At 58.1% G+C, this 19,131-nt stretch carries 9 protein-coding genes; 8 read left to right on the plus strand and 1 reads right to left on the minus strand.

The annotated features are described in order from the left end of the window. The 8 genes from ACWKWE_RS27950 to ACWKWE_RS27985 form a co-directional block, all read left to right on the plus strand. Nucleotides 1-4,824 (plus strand): beta strand repeat-containing protein (locus ACWKWE_RS27950; RefSeq protein WP_483852368.1); only part of this gene is annotated, 4,824 nt, incomplete at its 5' end. Nucleotides 4,825-4,882: 58 nt separating this feature from the next. After that, nucleotides 4,883-5,221 (plus strand): tryptophan synthase subunit beta, encoded by a 339-nt coding sequence (locus ACWKWE_RS27955; RefSeq protein ID WP_166598602.1) that lies wholly within the window; start codon nt 4,883-4,885, stop codon nt 5,219-5,221. An 81-nt stretch (nt 5,222-5,302) separates the two neighbouring features. Continuing rightward, nucleotides 5,303-6,223, plus strand: coding sequence for a DUF4214 domain-containing protein (locus ACWKWE_RS27960; protein WP_483852369.1), 921 nt, complete (start codon nt 5,303-5,305; stop codon nt 6,221-6,223). 383 nt (nt 6,224-6,606) lie between these two features. Beyond that, complete coding sequence (locus ACWKWE_RS27965) at nt 6,607-7,569, plus strand: DUF4214 domain-containing protein (RefSeq protein ID WP_483852370.1); 963 nt, start codon at nt 6,607-6,609, stop codon at nt 7,567-7,569. A gap of 124 nt (nt 7,570-7,693) precedes the next feature. Beyond that, entirely contained in the window at nt 7,694-8,653 is a 960-nt protein-coding gene (locus ACWKWE_RS27970; protein ID WP_483852371.1) for a GDP-mannose 4,6-dehydratase, read from the plus strand. 282 nt (nt 8,654-8,935) lie between these two features. Further along, entirely contained in the window at nt 8,936-10,873 is a 1,938-nt protein-coding gene (locus ACWKWE_RS27975; RefSeq protein WP_483852372.1) for an FG-GAP-like repeat-containing protein, read from the plus strand. 92 nt (nt 10,874-10,965) lie between these two features. Further along, entirely contained in the window at nt 10,966-12,225 is a 1,260-nt protein-coding gene (locus ACWKWE_RS27980) for a DUF4214 domain-containing protein (protein WP_483852373.1), read from the plus strand. A gap of 381 nt (nt 12,226-12,606) precedes the next feature. Further along, nucleotides 12,607-15,345, plus strand: coding sequence for an Ig-like domain-containing protein (locus tag ACWKWE_RS27985; protein ID WP_483852374.1), 2,739 nt, complete (start codon nt 12,607-12,609; stop codon nt 15,343-15,345). Between the two features lie 168 nt (nt 15,346-15,513). Here the strand turns inward: ACWKWE_RS27985 and ACWKWE_RS27990 are convergent, their stop codons facing one another. Continuing rightward, nucleotides 15,514-18,771: a DUF4214 domain-containing protein gene (locus ACWKWE_RS27990; protein ID WP_483852375.1), complete on the minus strand. Its 3,258-nt coding sequence runs from the start codon at nt 18,769-18,771 to the stop codon at nt 15,514-15,516. Nucleotides 18,772-19,131 lie beyond the last annotated feature (360 nt).

A 19,131-nucleotide genomic window follows, 5' to 3' on the forward strand; every position in this document is an offset into this window, starting at 1 on the left:
GGCGGCACGGGCACGCACACCGGTACTGCAAACTCGGTGATTTCGGTCAAGGCCAACGCCGCGCCGGTCATCGACCTCAGCGGTCCAGGCACCGACGCAGCTCACGATGGTGTGAACTACGTCACCAGCTTCACCGAGAAGAGCACCGTCGGCACTTCCATCGCCGACAGCACCCTGACCCTTGTTGACAGCGACAAGGACAGCGGCACGGTCTACACCGTGACCGTGACCCTGACCAACCCTGTGACGGCAGATGGCGACAAGCTGACGTTGGGCGCATTGACCGGTGGCATCACGGCGGACACTTCCGTCGCCAACGTCATCGTGCTGAAAGGCACCACGGCGACCACCCTCGCTGACGTCCAGAACGCGATCAAGAACATCACGTTCAGCAACACCAGCAACAACCCAAGCCCTGCGGATCGCACCGTGACGGTGAAAGTTGACGATGGCAGCGGCTCGAACGCTGTCGGCAGCGCTACCACCACCGTGAAAATGGTGCTGGTTAACGATGCGCCGGTTCTGGACCTGGACACCGCGAAAGACGGATCTGGCTACGCAGGCAACTACGTGGCAGGCCACGCGGGTGTGGCGATCGCCAACACCACGGCACTGTCGAGCGTCAGCCTGTCTGACGCTGACACCGCAACACTGAGCAAGGTGACAGTCAGCGTCGTTGGCCCACAAACCGGCGACCTGCTGACCGCCGTTGCGGCCAACATGCCGTCCACGGTTGTGGCCAGCGCGTACAGCAATGGCACGATCACCCTGACCGCCGCCACTGGAGCGACGCCTACTCTGGCCGACTTCCAGAAAGCGATTCAGGCGATCACCTTCAGCACCACCGACACCAGCAGCCCATCGCGCAGCATCAACGTCATCGCCGACGACGGCCAGCCGTTTAACCACGCGTCTAACACTGCCGTCAGCACGATCACCATCGCGCCTAACATCGCGCCTGTCGTCGATCTCAATGGCCCGGGCACCGATGACGCGCATAAAGGCAACGACTACAGCACCACCTTCACGCAGAAAGGCGGCGCCATTTCCATTGCCGACACAGGCGTGCAGGTCAGCGATGCCAACGGCGACAAGATTGCCAGCGTCACTGTGACCCTGAACAACCCTGTCAGCGCTGATGGCGACAAGCTGAACATCGCCGCAGGTCCTCTGGCGGGCGGCATCACCGTCAGTCAAACAGGCAACGTGATCACCCTCACCGGTAACGGGTCGACCACCTACGCCAACTATCAGGACGCCCTCAAAGGCATCACTTACAGCAACACCAGCACCCACCCGGACACCAGCACGGTGCGGACCGTGACAGTGGTTGCCAACGATGGCACCGGTACGTCCAACGCTACGTCGAGTTCGACCACTTCCATCACAGTGGTCAACCAGCCGCCGGTCGCCGTTGACGACAAAGGCACTTCGTTCCCGGGCCTGCAGGGCAATTACTACGGGTACAAGGAAGGCAGTGGCGCTGGCTTCGATGGCCCGAACCTGGGCACCATCAAGCAGGCGCTGGATTTCATTGCTACTCACAACGCCGATGCGTCCTTCACGTCGACGTCGGTCAGCTACCTGAGCAACAGCTTCGGGGATGATTTGGGGCGCAGCGGCAACCTGAACGCGTTCCTCGGCACCGATCAAAGCTCGCTCGTCTACACCAAGGGAAGCACCCAGACCACCACCAGTGACGCGATCATCGAGCTGTCTGGCCAAGTCACCCTGAAGCCTGGTGACTACTCGATGCAGGTGACTGCGGACGATGGCTACATCGTTCTCATCGACGGCAAACAGGTGGCTGCCTACGATGCCAACACATCCGTCGTGACCAAGGAGGTCCGGTTCACCGTGACGGGCGGCATGACCCATGATGTCCAGATCGTCTATTGGGATCAGGGCGGTCACGCAAAACTCCAGGTGTCTGTGGCACCAGTGACCGGTAACACCGTCGGTACTTATACCGTTCTGGGCAGCAGCACGGCAGCTACGTCTCACGACACGCTGACCACGCTTGAAGATCAGTCGCTGGTCATCAAGGCAAGCACGCTGCTGGCCAACGACACGGACCCTGACAGCACCAACTTGAGCATCAACTCGCTTCAGGGAAGCAAAAACCTGACGACCCCATCGTCGGTCGTTGACGCCTCCGGAAAAGTCGTCGGCTCCGTGGTCATGGACGCGTCGAACAACGTCATCTTCACGCCAGCCAAAGATATCTCCGGTCTGGTGAAGTTCAGCTACACCATTACTGACGGTGCCAATACGTCGAATACGGCGTACGTGACGGTCAATGTGGTGGCGGTCAACGATCCGCCTGTGCTGGACCTGAACACTGCGGATGGCGCGGTTGCCACCGGCTATGCCAACAGCTTCACGCTGGGTCATGAAGCGGTGGCCATCGCCAGTGCAGTAGGCATTACTGACGTCGACAACACCACGCTCCAGTCAGCCACTGTCACCGTCAACAGCTATCTGGCTGGCGACGCACTGGCGTACGGTGCACTGCCGAGCTCGATCGCGGTCACCAGTTACGTCAATGGGGTGCTCACGCTGACCAGCAAGAATGCAGGTGGCAGCGCGCTTACCGACTTCCAGGACGCGCTCAAAGCAGTCACCTTCAGCACCACCAACACCGGCGGCACCCGTACGATCAACGTCGTGGTCAACGATGGCGCAGGCAATTCGAATACCGCCGTCAGCACCATCACCGTGAAAGCGAACGTTGCCCCGGTAATCGACCTGGACACGTCCGATGGTACGAGCAAGACCGGTTACACCAGCACCTACGTGCTGGGTGGCAACGGTGCGCCAATCGGCAACACAACCGCATCACCTGGTGTGAAGCTGATCGACACCGACAACACCACCCTGAGCAAGGTGACGATCAGCATTGCCACCGCACAAGCGGGCGATACCCTCGACATCTCCAAGGTCTGGGCGCTTAACAATGGTGTGACGGCAACGGTCAGCAACGGAGTCGTCACGCTGACCAGCGCCTCGACGTCGGCACCAGCGACCCTGACCGCGTTCCAGGATGCGATCAAGGCGGTCACCTTCAGCACCACGGATACGACGGTGGCCACCCGCACCATCAACGTCGTGGCGAATGACGGTCAGGCGGACAGCAACATCGCGAGCACCACGGTTACCGTCAACCCGGGCACGTTCAAGGCCACCGAAGGCCTTGCTGGCGCGGACACTCTCAACGGCACCGCCGCCAACGACATCGTCGTGGCTGACGTGCACGCGATCAAACTGGTCGCGGGTCAGAACTACAACGTCGCGTTCATGCTGGACAGCTCCGGCAGTATGAGCGCCATCCTGGATCAGATGAAAACCCAGCTGACCGCGGCGCTCACTCAGCTCAAAGACGCCGCGACCAAAGTTGGATCAGGCACCGTGCAGGTGTTCCTGGTCGACTTCGACAGCACCGTACACAAGACTTTCACCCTGGACCTGAAGAACTACAACCTCGATAGCCTGAAAGCCGCCTTCCTCGACAGCATGACCAGCGGTGGCGGAACCAACTACGAGGCTGTTTTCCAGGCCACGCAGAACTGGTTCACCAGCTCGGCGGCCACCAGCAACACCAATGCCCAGAACCTGACGTACTTCATCACCGACGGCTCGCCGACTTTCACCGTCGACAACAAAGCCACGCTGCACCCGACGTTGATCGACTTCTACAACAACACGAACGACGACGTGACGCTCGATCAGAAGTTGAGCAGCTGGCAACAAGGAACGGCCCTGAAATCCAACGGCGTGACCATCATTTCGGCTAACGGTGAGGTCTATCAGTACGTCCAGGACAAGAATGGTAATTGGAGCTCCAGCATCATCGGTGCGGTCGACGGCAGCGCGGGCAAAAACGTCTATACCGCGACCGGCGGTGACGGCGCGAACACCACCAGCGACGTCAGCGCGGAGTCGAAAGCCGCCTTCGCCTCACTGCAAACCGACGCCCACACGGCGGTGGAAGCCATCGGCCTGAATAACACCAAGGACACGCCGGTCACCAGCACGGTGCTCAATGACTACGACAGCAACCAGCATTCGCAGTCCAGCATTAACGTCGCCGACTTGAGCAACGCCATCCTCAGCAAGGAAACGCTGCTCGGCCCAGGCGATGACACGGTGAACGGCGGTGCTGGCAACGACATCCTGTTCGGCGACCTGATCGACTACACCTCGAAGGCAGGCACCGCGCTGCAAGGTGTCTCGGCACTGAAGGCATTCGCAGCGGACACCTTGAACGTCGATGTGTCGACGATCACTGACAAGGCGCTGCATCAGTTCGTGACCAGCCATGTCGATGACGTCGCCACGATGACCAAGACGTCGAACACCACCGGCCTGCCAGATGGTAACGACAAGCTCTTGGGTGGCGATGGCGATGACATCCTGTTCGGCCAAGGTGGCAACGACACCCTGACCGGCGGTAAGGGCAACGACATTCTGGTAGGCGGTGCGGGTGCTGACACCTTCGTCTGGAAACAGGGAGACCTGAACACCAACGGCGGTATCGACGTCATCAAGGACTTCAGCATGACGGAGAAAGACACCATCGACCTCCGCGACCTGCTGCAGAACGAATCCGACGCGACCATCGACAACTTCCTGAAGTTGACGACCGCCGCAGACGGTTCCGCTCAATTGGCTGTCAGCTCGACAGGTCAGCTGAACGCAGCGGGCGGCCTGGCCAATGCGGACGTGACCATCAAGCTGGAGGGCGTTCACTTCACACCGTCGACTACAATCAACTCGTTGATCGCAGGCGGCGACGCAGCAACCATCAAGGTCGACCACCACTGATAGCACCCCTGGCGACCGCTTCGGCGGTCGTCAGCTTTCGGATTACCGAGGACGAACCATGTTTTACGTTCAACGCAATTCCCAGGGAGAGTTGGTGCGCGTCGAAGCCTCAGGCTTTGCCGAAGCCACAGCGACACTGCCCGCTGACGACCATGAGATACAGGCCTGGTTCGCCAACGAATCAGTGGCGAACAGCCTCAACGCCTTGAAGCTCAGCGACGCCGAAATGATTCGGGTACTCGACGACTTGATTCAGGTCCTGACCAACAAAGGCGTGCTGCGCATCACCGACCTTCCCCCTGCCGCACAAGCCAAGTTGATGGACCGTAACCGGGCGCGTGTGGCGTTGGGTGGGTTGAGCAATTTGATTGATGATGAGGAAACCGGGCTGGTCTGATTGCACTTTGTCGGCTCTTTGACGTCAAATCTGTCCGCCATTGCATAATGGCGCTTTGATTTGACGGAGAAGGACTCCTCCATGACCACAGTGACATACAACCTGCCGATCAACGTTTACGACCTGAACGACTGGTACAACGCCAACACCCACTTTTCCTACGCCACTTCGTCAGTGTTCCAACTGACCGACGGCTACCACACCCTCACCTATTCGGGCTTCGGCTTCACCTATGGCGCGTCCGGCGTCACCGGCGGCACCCTCACGGGCCTGAACTGGATGCAAGGCACACAACCGGTGTTCAGCGTCACGGGCCTCAGCACCAACTACAACACGCTGCTCAACTACGCTCTGACGGGTGACGACGTGGCCATCGGTGCGCTGGTACTGAAGGGCAACGACACCTTCATCGGCTCGAACGGAAACGATGACTTCTACGGTTACACCGGCAACGACACCTTCAATGGCAATGGCGGGATCGACACCGTCTGGTACGACACCGGCAAATCCACGGCCGTGATCAAGGCCACGTCCACCGGCCACACCGTGATCACCCCCGGCAAGATCGACACCCTGACCAACATCGAACGCCTTGAATTCGGCGACGGCAGCTCGCTGGCCCTCGATGTTCAGGCAGGTCAGAACGCTGGTTCAGCTTATCGGCTTTATCAGGCGGCGTTTGATCGTAAGCCTGACTTGGCCGGTCTCAAGTCTTGGATTGGCGCGATGGATAACGGCGCAACTATCAATCAGATCGCTCAGGCTTTCGTCGACAGCGCGGAGTTCAAGACCTTGAATCCAAGCCAGGACGCGAATTCGATCATCAACAACTACTACCTGCACGTGCTGCATCGCGGAGCGGATGAACCAGGGCTACAGTTCTGGAATGCGCAGATGGCGAGTGGCGTAAAAGCCAACGAGATACTCGTCGCGTTTTCCGAAAGCCAGGAAAACCAGGCCAACACCAAAGCAGCGCTGGACGGCGGGCTTTGGTTGAGCTGATGCAGGATGCGGCTACGGCATCCCAGCCCTGCGTTGCGGATGTCTAGCCACTTCACTTTGATAGTCAGCGACGCCGTTTTCAGGCGCCATCTTTGCGTACATTCAACCACGTATTAATAATGACGCCTGAATAACGCCATGGAGACTTCCCTTGTCAGGCGTTCGACGCGGTATTCATCAGCACTATTGGCTGACGCCCTCAGAGCCAAATAAAAGTCGTCGTCCCTTGACGTCAATAAGCCTGCACTCGTTCATCGAGCGCATAATAAGTTCAATACCCAATTGCTTGTTCCGGCCTATAAAACCTCCTATTTTAATCTGACAAAACCCCTAAACCTTACGCCATCAGTGCAATCGCACCCCATGCAGTCGAGGAAGTCGTTATGTCTACGATGACGCTTTACCAACCCATTAATATGAACACAATAAAAAACTGGAACGGCGACACCCCCATCGGAGAGCCTAACCATTTCCAGGTCACCGATGGCTACCGGGTTCAAGATTATTACGGCACCTTTCAATACGATGATTCGGGTGTCTTCGCGGGAACCATGACCTCAACAGTTGCGTATCAAAACGGACTTTACTTTTCGGTTGAAGGCTTTTCTTACAGCGCCCCGCAAATGATGTACTACATCAAAAGTGGCTTTATCGACCAGGCACTCGGCACAATGCTGGCGGGCGATGATACGATCAACGGCTCGTCCGGGGCTGACGTGATCAAAGGCTACACCGGAAACGACACGCTGAATGGCAACGGCGGCAACGATACATTTATAGCGGGCACCGGCAATGACCGAATAGACGGTGGCGACGGCGTCGACACAGTGAACTTCAGTTTCAGCAAGAGTAATTACACTGTCTCCAAATCGGGCGAGTTGTTTATTGTCGCCGACAAACAAGGCCCAACAGACACATTATCGAACGTCGAGCGCCTTAACTTTGGCGACGGCAGCCAACTCGCACTGGATGTCAATGCCGGCGAACACGCGGGCTCTGCTTATCGTTTATACGAAGCGGCGTTCGGACGAAAAGCCGATACCAGTGGCCTTAACTTCTGGACCAAGAGCCTCGACGCAGGAATGACACTTAGCCAGATCGCAGAAGGCTTTGTCGCCAGTAAAGAGTTCCAGAAGTTAAACCCTGGCAACGACCAGAACTCAATCATCAACAGTTACTATCAGAACGTATTGCACCGCGCGGCCGATGCTCCCGGATTGAAATTCTGGAACGACGCCGTCAGCCAGGGCATGAAGCCAGGGGAATTGCTGGTGGCGTTTTCCGAGAGCCAAGAGAACATTCACAACGCATCGGCTGAACTGGCCAATGGTGTCTGGCTGATCTGAAACACTGACCACTCCGGCAATCAAGATGAGACGGCAATGAAGAGCACGTCAGGACAGCGCAGCTGAAAATAGGTGGGCCGCCCTGATAGACTCTGCGCTTGTCACTCAATTTGGAAGCCTGTACATGCCCCGTACCCTGCTCACCGGCGCCAATGGTTTTGTCGGGAAAATACTGTGTTCGACGCTGCAACAGGCAGGACACCATGTCATTGCACTCAGTACCGGCGACAACGGCTCGCCCTCCGCTGCCGATGAACAACTGATCGGGGACATTCGCGACTATGAGCAACTGCGCAGCGCCATTCGCGACGCGCAGCCTGACCACATTATCCATTTGGCTGCCATTTCCAACGTGGCCATCAGCTTCAAAGACCCGCTGCAAACCTGGCAAACCAACGTCATGGGCAGCGTCAATCTGATTGAAGCGCTGCGCGCCGAGGCACCCAACGCCTTCGTATTGTTCGCCAGCTCTTCCGAAGTCTACGGCGAGTCGTTCAAGGCAGGTGTTCCATTGAACGAAGCCGCGCCCTGTGCGCCGATGAACCCCTATGCCGCCAGCAAACTGGCCGCTGAAGCCGCCTTCAATCAGGCGTTTCGCCAAGGCACCGCAGGCGTCATTGTTCGACCGTTCAATCACATCGGCGTAGGCCAATCACCCGATTTCGTGACAGCCTCCTTCGCACGACAGATCGCGATGATCGAAGCGGGTCAACAGCCGCCCCAGCTCAAGGTCGGCAACCTCCAGGCGGAACGGGATTTTCTGGACGTCCGCGACGTGTGCGACACCTACGTGAAGCTCCTCGAACTGGCGTCGAGCCAAGCGCCCTATCCACGACTGCTGAACATCTCCAGCGGTCAGCCGCGCAAGATCCAGACCATCCTCGACACACTGCTCAGTCTCTCCGACCAGAAAATCAACGTCGTTGAAGACCCCGAGCGCATGCGCCCCTCGGACATTCCCACCGCCAGCGGCGACAGCGAGGCAATTCGGACGCTGACCGGGTGGAAGCCAAAATATGATCTGAAGGACACGCTGGAAGACCTGCTCGATCATTGGCGCAAGGTCGCCACATCTTCGGATTGAACCCGGCGCCACCTGCCTGAAGAACCGCCATCATCACGCACCACCCGACACCCCGCCTGACAAGACGACCCCTGTCGCACGGGGTGTTTTTGCATCCCTCGATCCTGAAACCCGTACCGCGATGAACAGGCGACGAACGTCGCGACTCTCAGCAGGTATCAAACTTGATACCTGAACGCCATCATCTACAGTCTGTACTCAACCCGACTCGAAACAGCGCCCTCCGCTGACTATTCGAGCGCCAATAGCCCCTCGCCCGCCGCGCCCAATCAGGTAATCGATATGGCCACTCTGTCGAACTACTATCGACTCATCGAAACCCACGTCATTGACCCCAGCCTGCGTCCGGAATACGTCTCCAGCTTTGCCATCACGGCAGACCTCAATGCCGACGGAAAACAGGACCTGATCGTGCTCGGTGCCAGTTATCCCGGGGGCTCAAACACCCCTCAGCAAGGGGGCGTGTATTTTGGCGACGGCAAGGGCGGCTTCACGCCGGCCACGAATGCGATCTTTCCTGTCAGCACTTTGCAGACGGTCCACCCGCGAAAAGTGCTGACTCAAGACTTCAACGGCGACGGTCGCCTCGATGTCTTCATTTCAAGCCATGGCTGGGACACCGATCCCTTTCCCGGCGAGCAGAACAGGCTTTACCTGTCCCAGCCCGACGGCACCTGGCTGGATGCAACGTCGACGCTCCCGCAATTGCATGACTATTCACACACGTCCGCCGTCGGAGACATCAACGGCGACGGTGCGCTCGATATCTTCGTAGGGAACGGCTACCACGGCCAGAACGGCATACTCGCCTACAATCTGATCAACGACGGCAGCGGCCACTTCAGCCAAAGTTCGCTGGGCTTACCCGTGGGCCAGGGAGATATCCTGGACTTCAACACCGGCCACATGTTTCCCGGCGCGACTCTGGTGGACCTCGACGGCGACAACCGTCCCGAGCTGATCATCACGGCCGACGCCACCGCGTCGTTCAACACCAACCTGCAAACCACCGTGCTCTGGAATAATCAGGGCACGTTCAGTCAGAACAACGCCACTCGATTGCCCGCCACCCAAAGTCTCAAGGGCCACATCGACCTTGACGCCGAAGCCATCGACATCAATCGCGATGGCCTGAAAGATCTGGTGCTCATCGGTACGCAGGGCAATCCGTTCTACGACGGTTCGTTCATTCAGGTGTTTCTCAACAAGGGCAACCACCAGTTTCAAGAGGTCACCTCCCAAGTCATGCCGGCTGCCGACATCGCCAAAGGTGCCTTCGGGGCTGTCAGCGGAACCGCATGGCCCACTTGGATTACCGTGCTGGACTTCAACCATGACGGGATATCCGACTTCGCGGTGGAATACACCGGACAGCTCAAGCAATCGACCCCGCTGGTCTGGCTCAATGACGGCACCGGACACTTCACCACCTTGCACGTGAGCGACTTCGTCAATCCCGGCGATGAATGGCGGCTCGGCACGGGTCACCTGACGCAAACCGACAACGGCTACAGCTTCCTCACCACGCAATCCTATAACGGCAGCGGAGGCCTGGTACTCACCGGCCTGTTGGCCACGTCGCCCTACACATCGACGCCGCCCGCGACCCAAGGGCCGTTGATCATCAACCCCAACGACGTGTTCGAAACGACGTCTGCCGATGACCATTTCGACGGCGGCGCCGGGCTGGACCGAGTGACTTATCACGGCCCCTCCACTGATTATTTCGTGACCAAAAACGGGAGCGGCTTTCAGGTGCTGGATCGCACCGCCAAGGACGGGACCGACCAACTGGTCAACATCGAGCGCCTGGTCTTCACCGACTTGACCGTTGCCCTGGACCTCGACGGTAACGGCGGCCAGGCCTATCGACTCTACAAAGCCGCGTTCGACCGCACGCCCGACAAGACAGGCCTGGGATTCTGGATCACCCAGCTCGACAACGGCGCGACACTGAACCAGGTCGCCACCGGCTTCGTGAACAGCCAAGAGTTTCAAGCCATCAACGGCGCTTCCCCGACCAACCTGCAATTGGTCACCAGTTTGTATCAACACATCCTGGGGCGTGCGCCCGATCAGTCGGGCCTTGATTTCTGGACCACGCAAATGAACAACAACGCCCTCGACAAGAGCCACCTGCTCACCAGCTTTTCGGAGTCGAACGAGAACCGCATCGCGCTGATCGGGCAAATTGAAAACGGCATTGAGTACATTGCGTGAAGGCGTGAGGGGTCGTCGGAGATGACATCAAAGTGATATAACGCCTGCATTCGGCGTTGATAAACCACGCCACTCACGCAAGGAGCAACGCAGTGGCGACGGGTGATATTCGCATTGATTCGCTGGTAGAAGCATCGCGCGCCTCGTTGGCGACAAACCATCCCTACGGAACAGGCGCTGTCATCAGCTACAGCTTTCTGAACGCGGCCCCCGCCAGCTCGCAGGTCTACGACTTCCGTAGCTTGACCGACACTCAGCGCCAGGCCATCAGCGCCATGCTAAGCGAGGTCTCCACGCAAACCGGTATCACCTTTCAAGAGGTCGCCACGGGCGGCCTGCTTGAGTACGGCGCCTACAGCGGACGGGCGGGCCTGCCGTCAAACGTCGTCGGAAAAGCCGAATCGATCACCGACGGTTCCGGCTCGACGGTCTGGTTGAACTGGCAAGTGCCCGATATACAAAACCTCGCCACCGGATACGGCCGACAACTCGTGCTGCATGAGACGGCTCATTCCCTCGGCCTGAAACACCCAGGGTCTTACAGCAGCTACGACAGCGGTCCGTTTCTCCCGGTGAGCGAAGCGACGGCCAACCACACCATCATGGCGTACAACGGCGGCAACACGGAGCACTTGGGCGACTACGATGTCCTCGCGCTCCAGTATCTGTGGGGCCGCCCCGGCAGCCCCTCGAATGAATCAAACGTGGTCTCGGTCAATTCCGCCAACGCGACCGGCAGCTACTTCGACGACACCTTCGTCCTCGACGTAAACACCTTTGGCTCAAGCGTCCGCGTCGCTGGAGGCAGCGGTATCGACCAACTGAACCTGAACGTCGCATCGAGCCAAGCGACGTTTCAGTCCGGCCTCGCACAGTTCAGCTACGCGAAGCCCGACGGCAGCGTCGCCGGGGTGTATCTGGACAGCGTCGAGCGCATCCAATTCACCGACAAATCCATTGCCCTGGATATCGACGGCAACGCCGGTCAGGCCTACCGCCTTTATAAAGCCGCATTCGACCGCACCCCGGACAAAGGCGGCCTGAGCTTCTGGATCGGCCAGCTCGACAAAGGCGCGAGTATTGATTCAGTGGCCGCCAGCTTCGTCGCCAGCCAGGAATTCCAGACCATCAACGGCGCATCGCCTAGCAACCCGCAGTTGGTGACCAGCCTGTATCAACACATTCTGGGCCGCGCACCGGATCAGTCCGGGCTGGATTTCTGGACCACGCAACTCGACCACCAGACGCTCGATAAAAGCCACCTGCTGATCAACTTCGCAGAATCCACGGAAAACAAAATCGCCCTGTCAGGTCTCGTTTCGCAAGGCATCGAGTACATCGCCGGGGCCTGACGAACGTCCCGTTTTCAAAAGCGGATTCTCCGCTCGCCCTGGCCAGAACGTATCGCCCAGGGCGTCGGATGCCGGTTTCGGTACTGACCGTGCAGCAATTATTACCCTGACCGGTGTTAACGCTGACCTGACCGTTTCGAAAGGAGTTATCTCTCACGTAGCTTAGTTGCCCGTGTTGGATGCTCAACCGCTTATCGGCTATCAGTCATCCCCCTCCAAATGATGCGGCCCTTAAATAGATTTTCTATGCTGGCGATGTAATATCTGACATGGCATTGTCGGTTACGGCCATTCAAGGCTATCCAGACGAGCCCCATTTGGCCCAGTCAGCATTCGGGAATATCTCCCAGTGTCCGGCGCCATTTTTCAAGGCAGATCTCTATGGCAGCTCCTTCCGTTACATCATTGTTCGCAAGCACCAGAGCATATAAAGCCGGCGACGTCATCCAGATCCAGGTGACCTTCGACTCTGACCTCGTCGTCACCGGAACCCCGCAATTACAGCTGGCCACCGGGCCTGGTCAGGGCATAGCCACCTACACCGGCTTGGCCAACGGCGATAGCAAAACAATGATATTCAGCTACACGGTTCAAGCGGGGGACAACACTGCCAACCTGGATGTTTCCAGCACCACGGCTTTGACACTCAATGGTGGGACCATCGTGGGATCGGGGTTAAACGCCAACCTCACGTTGCCCACCCCAGGCGCTGCACATTCACTTGGTGCCAATAGCCATGCCGTGATCGATACCGTCGCCCCTTTTGCTCCTTCTTTACCTGCGATGGCTTCAAGCAGCGATTCGGGCGTTTCCAACAGTGACAACGTTACCTCCCTGACCACGCCTACCTTCACCGGCACCGCTGAGACTGGCTCGACTGTCACGCTCTACGACACGGACGGTGTCACCGTGCTGGGGCAGGCGCTAGCCACCGGCGGGGCATGGTCGGTGACGACTGCGGCATTGGCCAACGGCGCGCACAGCCTCGCCGCGAAAGCCACCGACGCCGCGGGAAATGTCAGCAGCGCTTCGGCAGCGTTAACGGTCCAGATAGACACGACAGCACCCAGCATCTCTTCCATCAACCGGGTGGGACCCGCAATGCAGGGTGGCTCCTCAGTTGACTACGCCGTCACGTTCAGCGAGGGCGTAACGGGTGTAGACATCGGGGATTTCGTGCTGAGCAAGACCGGCACAGCGAATGGGACGCTGAATTCGATCTCGGGAAGCGGCAGCAATTACACCGTGTCCGTCAGCTCTGTCACGGGCGATGGAACCCTGCGCCTCGACTTGATAAACGCTGGAACGCTCATCACTGACATCGCCGGTAATTCAGTGGGTGGAGGTTACTCGAGTGGGCAAGTGTATGTCCTCGATCACACAGGCCCTGCCATCGGCAGTGTGTCAGCGCCATTTGACGGCATTTATACAGCGGGTCAGAGGCTGGATTTTACGGTCAATTTCAATGAGGCCGTCACCGTCACGAACGCGCCTAGCCTGGCGTTGACGCTGAGTACTGGCACGGTCAATGCTACTTACGTAAGCGGGAGTGGCAGTAGCGCGCTGGTTTTTCGATACACAGTCGCACCAGGTAACGAGGACCGCGATGGCGTGGCATTGGGCGCTGCGGTGCAGCTCAATGGAGGCAGCATCAAAGATGCGGTCGGCAACAATGCCGCGCTGACACTGAATAATGTCGCGAGCCTCGCGGGCGTGCAGGTTGCCGCCGTCGGACCCGCCGTCACGGCGATCTCGCTCGTGGACGCCGCTCTCACCCATGCGACCTCGGTGCAGTATTCGGTGGTTTTTGATTCGAGCGTCACAGGTGTTGATTCAGGCGATTTCGTCTTGGTCGGACAAGGCGTGACCGGAAACATCAGCAATGTGACGGGCAGCGGTTCCACCTACACGGTCACGGTTAACGGCGTGAGTGGCGACGGCACGTTGAGGCTTGATCTCAAGGCAACAGGCACCGGCATCGTCGACGGTGCAAGTCAGGCGATAGCTGGGGGCTACACATCCGGCGATGTCTACACCATTGATCAAAGCGGACCGTCTGTGACAACGGTATTAGCGCCCAACGATGGAAGTTATGCCGTTGGCGACACGCTGGCCTTCAGCGTTAAGTACAACGAAGCCACGGTTGTCACCGGCACACCGCGCCTCGGTCTGACACTCGATCAAGGCGGCCCGGTCTACGCAAGCTACGTCAGCGGCTCAGGAACCGACACCCTCACCTTTCAATACGTCGTCGCCACGGGTCATGCTGACAACAATGGCATCGCCGTTGCCACGACGCTGGACCTCAACGGCGGAACCCTCAAAGACGCGGCTGGCAACGACGCGGCACTGGCGCTCAACAATAATCCGGCGCTTCCCGGCGTTTTGGTCGACCCTACCGCGATCCCGCCGGTTACGCCGCCTGTCGCTCCTCCGTCGGGCGCGGGCGTTACCCTGACGGCGCCGGAAGGCGGAGGTACGCTACACGGCACGGCCTTCGCCGATACATTTACCGGCTCTACTCACAACGACATCTTTTACACAGGAGGTGGGGTAGACGCTGTGAATGGCGGCGGCGGTATCGACACCGTCGTGCTGGCTGGTGCCAGAAACGACTACGGGATCAGTCATCAGGCCGATGGCAGTTTTGTCGTGCGCTCGCTGGCGGACAGCAACACAGTGGTGACCCTGAAAAGCGTCGAGCGGCTGCAGTTCGATCAGCAAACGATCGCCATCGACAGTACCGGTGCAACCGCCAGGGTCGCAGAGCTCTACCACTTGGCGTTGGGGCGCAACCCCGAAGAGGGCGGCCTGAACTTCTTCCTCGATGCCGGCCAACACAACCTGAACACTGCTCAGCTCGCGTTGGGAATCGTCTCCAGTCAGGAATTCATGTCGCACCAAGGTTCCGTGGACAACGCGACGTTCCTTACGCAGCTGTACCAAACGGCCTTCAACCGCTCACCGGATGCAGAGGGCTTCGCGTTCTACATGAACGGCCTGACCTCCCATCCCGGTCCGACCGGGCAAGCTGCGGTGCTGGCCAGTTTCATTGACTCGCCTGAAATGGCGATCAAGCTGGCGGGTGTCGTTGATCAGGGCGTGCCGTTATTGGTGTGAGGGTGCCAGCTGGTCAAGCTCTGAAGTGAGGAGCCCACTGACCAAAACCGCCTATCGGGGCGGTTTTTTGTTGGGTCAGGACTCAAGTGGGGAGGGTGAACGTGCCGGGGCAAACAAAAAGGGCCGCATCACTGCGGCCCTATCTGCACAAGATCACTCAGGACGCAATCAAGCGCCGAAGGTGATTGAATTACCTACAACGTTGATGTCCAGGTTGGTGCCAACCAGAATGATGGTGACGTCGGGAACGTTATCGAAATGCCCCGAAGCATCAGCCACATCGATTGAGACTTTGGTGCCTGTTACAGCGGATGAGCCGTTCCAGCCCCCAATAGTGAGGTTCTTGTCGTAACGGATAGACAGGCCAAAATCTCCGGCGTTGACCGACGACGCGTTGCCAGAACCATTCCCCAGGAACTGAACCTTGGCCGAAGCCGCGAACTGGATCGTGTCACCTTGAGAGAAGTTAGTGATGTAGTCACGAGTGCTGGCGTTGGTGCCAGACTCCGCGATCAGCGCAGCAGCGGTCGAGCCCTGATACACGAAGACATCCTTGTTGACGCTGCCAAACATGTTGTCACCACCGGCCCCACCAATGACCGTCGTAGAGAAGATGCTGCTCAGGCTGGCATCAGCAGTCGCAGCGCTGGTATCGCCTGCATAGATAGTATCCGCACCGTCTCCACCGGACAGGAAGTTATAACCCGTGCCGCCGTTGATGGTGTCGTTACCGGCGTTGCCATAGATGGTGTCGTTGTCGTCTCCGCCATACAGCGTGTCGCTACCGGCCGAACCTTGCAGCGTCTGCTCGCCCGCACTGCCCGTGGTTACGATGTGGTCGTTGCTGTCCAGATCGTCGAAAATCAGGCGGTGTGCCTGTTGGGCTTGGTACATGTCTTCGGCGTTGCCGGTGACAGTCTTGGAGTCGGCATCTTTGACCCAAGTGGTCAGCGACGCGCTGTTGCCAGACGGGTTTTCGTCAGTGATGTAGTTGGCGATGGTGTCGGTGATGCTATAGGTCGTCTTATCTGCAGTGGTTTTGCCCAAAGCATCAAAGGTTGGGTTTACTGCATTCCAAAACGTCTTCGCACCAGCCAAAGCGAATGTATCGGTTACATGAATATTACTGACGCTGTGATCGGCGCTTGTATCCAGGCTGTTGCCGGTGATGAAGTCCAGATTGTTGCCACTGATCTGGTTGAGGATGTTCGATGCACTGTCTTCGACGTAGAAGCTGTAGTGCAACGTTGCATCCCAAGCGTGTGCGCCCACGAACGTGTTCGTGTTCGCAGCATTGTCACGAATGCTAGCAATGCTGGTCAGACCGTCATTCGTGAACGCCACGATGTCGTTGGCTTGAGAAACGCTCAAGTTGGAAGTGTTGACTGTCAGGTCGTGCGCACCGTTGATGCCAGCGGCATTGCTGCCGTTAGTGATGTTGCTGTAGGTGTCCGACACATCGTAATGGGCAGGAATGCCATTGGCGTTCACATGAATGCTCTGTGCCTGAACCGCCGATGCGACGCTTGTAGCGGTCAGCTCGGTGGCTGCGCCGATTGCAGTAACAGACGCTGGAACATTTGTCGCCAGGCTGGTAGCGCTGTCGCTGATGGCGTAAACCGCAGTGGCCTTGAGCGTGTGCAACTCGACGGCCTGACTCACGCTCGCATCGATATTGGCAGTAACACCCACGGCATGCGCCACGTAATTATGGGCAGAGGCTGCGATCAATGCTGCAGGAGTGTCGACAAGGTTGTAGGTCAAGTCGTTGAAATCAACCACCGCATGACCTGAGCCATCCTGCAGATTTGACAACGCGAGCAAGGCTTCAAGCTGGGCAACGGTGACGTCGCCCAAGCTGGTGCCACCCGTCAAAGTCACAACACTTGCGCCGAGTGCAACAGCATTGTTGGCGAGAACGGCGAGCACTGTGTCATGAAGATCGTAGGTCAGCGTGCCGCTTGCAGCGCCAGCACCGTTAGCCGTGTCCAGCAGTTGAATCTGGGCGACAGTGGCCGGGTCGGTAACGATCACATTAGAACCCGTACCGACATAGTGCGAAACCACGCCGCTCTGGATCAAATTGCCAATGGCGTCTTCAAGGGTGCCCGCTGTGACGGTACCAGTGCCGATGGCGGCCTTGACCGTATCCAGTCCCGATACGCTGATCGAATTGCTGACAACAACGTTTTTGCCAGGGGTTACGTATCCAGTGCCGCTATTAGCGTCGGCGATCAGTGCGGCGTCGTCGCCAGTAACAGACGTGTATTCCACTGTCGAATTGGCGCCCGTTAGCGTATCCAGCTCGCTAATAGTTGGAGAGCCAGTGACGATCAACTCCGATGCGCCAGTGAGCTGGGGCGGAGCTACCGACAACAAAGCTGTCGCGCTGTCGTGCAACGCATAACTGCCAGAAACCAGAAGAGGCAGCTGTGCAACGTCCAAGGTCAGTGTGCTGCCGGTAGCCACGATGAAATGGTCAACGGTAGTCAGGGTATTCGTGGCGGTCAGATCCAGATCGGTCGTCAAAGTCGCGGTGACTGTCAGGCCAGTCGCGAGCTTGGTGAGATCGCTGGAGGCAGTGACGTTGGTGATGTTGAGCGCACCAGTACCGTGAATTTCACGAGCGCCGATATAGCTCGCGTCAAGTTTTACGGTTGCAGAACCGATTTCGACTGTCGTCGAGGTGTTGAAGGCAGGAACCGTGAGCGTCGACTTGATGCCATCGCGGGTGAATACCACCGTGTTGTTGATCAGGTCGCGGGTAACATCGATGTCGCCGGTCGCTGTACCAGTGAAGTGCAGCACGCCGCTGTCAATTTGCGCGACGAATGTAGGCGCAGCAGGTGGGGTCACGCCGCCACCGCCGCCGCCACCGTTCGCGGGTGGCAGAGTTGCAACAGTATCAGCTGCCTTGTCGAGCAACGTCGGGAGGTTGCCTACCGTGGTGTCTTTCACCTGGTCCAGGTAAGCGCGGCCGATCTCGATACCGCGGGTGTTGCCGTAGTTTTCCAGTGCTTCTGGAGAGAGCGCCAATTTGTTGGTAAAGGCGTTGGCCAGCTCAACACGACCATTCAGCACTTGCAGGTCGATGCCGCTCGCGAGGCTGGAGATGGTTTTGGCGATGTCGCCCAACGTTTGGGTACCGGCTTTCAGCAGGCCCACCCAAAACTCAAGGCCACCGGGTTCGGCGCTGCGGCCAAACATCTGCAAATAGAGGTTGTTGACCAGCGTATTGTCGTCAAGCGAACCGAAGCGTTGCTGGTACTCCGGAGCATTGGAGAAGTCTTTGATGATGGCATTGATGTCGCCGTGGTTCGTTTCCACGACATTTGCCCAAAAATTCAAACCGGCCGGCTCTGCCGGGCGTCCGTAATAGGCGACATAAAGAGCTTGTACTTGCGAAAGAGTTGCCTGACTAGCCATGTAATACTCCAAACTTTAATGAAACGTCCCTAGAACTCAGCCTCTCGGATTATCCGCGGCTGGACTTCTTCCTTTCCCTTTCCTTCGGTCAGAGCAAGTGCTCGGAATATAGACGGGGCTTTGGCTTGCTGGCAATGGGCTATCAAGAAAATTAATGATCCGACTTCAGCGCCTGCCACAATCAATATCGGCAGAAAGAAGACAGCTTTAGTTTAAAGAAGCTAAGGCCGACGGGCGGCTTAAGCAGACGGGACGGGCGTCTCCGCCAAAACGTGTTGCAGAGACTCGGTAATGTCGTAGGAGGTTTCAGATGAAAGGCAGATAGATATTAAATTGACGCCAAATAAATAGCGCTTTATC

The sequence above is a fragment of the Pseudomonas salicis genome (assembly GCF_057128705.1).

Excerpts from the sequence above, each read along its gene's own strand:
- ACWKWE_RS27955 (WP_166598602.1), top strand. The coding sequence starts at position 4,883 with ATGTTTTACGTTCAACGCAATTCCCAGGGAGAGTTGGTGCGCGTCGAA.
- ACWKWE_RS27960 (WP_483852369.1), top strand. The coding sequence starts at position 5,303 with ATGACCACAGTGACATACAACCTGCCGATCAACGTTTACGACCTGAAC.
- ACWKWE_RS27965 (WP_483852370.1), top strand. The coding sequence starts at position 6,607 with ATGTCTACGATGACGCTTTACCAACCCATTAATATGAACACAATAAAA.
- ACWKWE_RS27970 (WP_483852371.1), top strand. The coding sequence starts at position 7,694 with ATGCCCCGTACCCTGCTCACCGGCGCCAATGGTTTTGTCGGGAAAATA.
- ACWKWE_RS27975 (WP_483852372.1), top strand. The coding sequence starts at position 8,936 with ATGGCCACTCTGTCGAACTACTATCGACTCATCGAAACCCACGTCATT.
- ACWKWE_RS27985 (WP_483852374.1), top strand. The coding sequence starts at position 12,607 with ATGGCAGCTCCTTCCGTTACATCATTGTTCGCAAGCACCAGAGCATAT.
- ACWKWE_RS27990 (WP_483852375.1), bottom strand. The coding sequence starts at position 18,771 with ATGGCTAGTCAGGCAACTCTTTCGCAAGTACAAGCTCTTTATGTCGCC.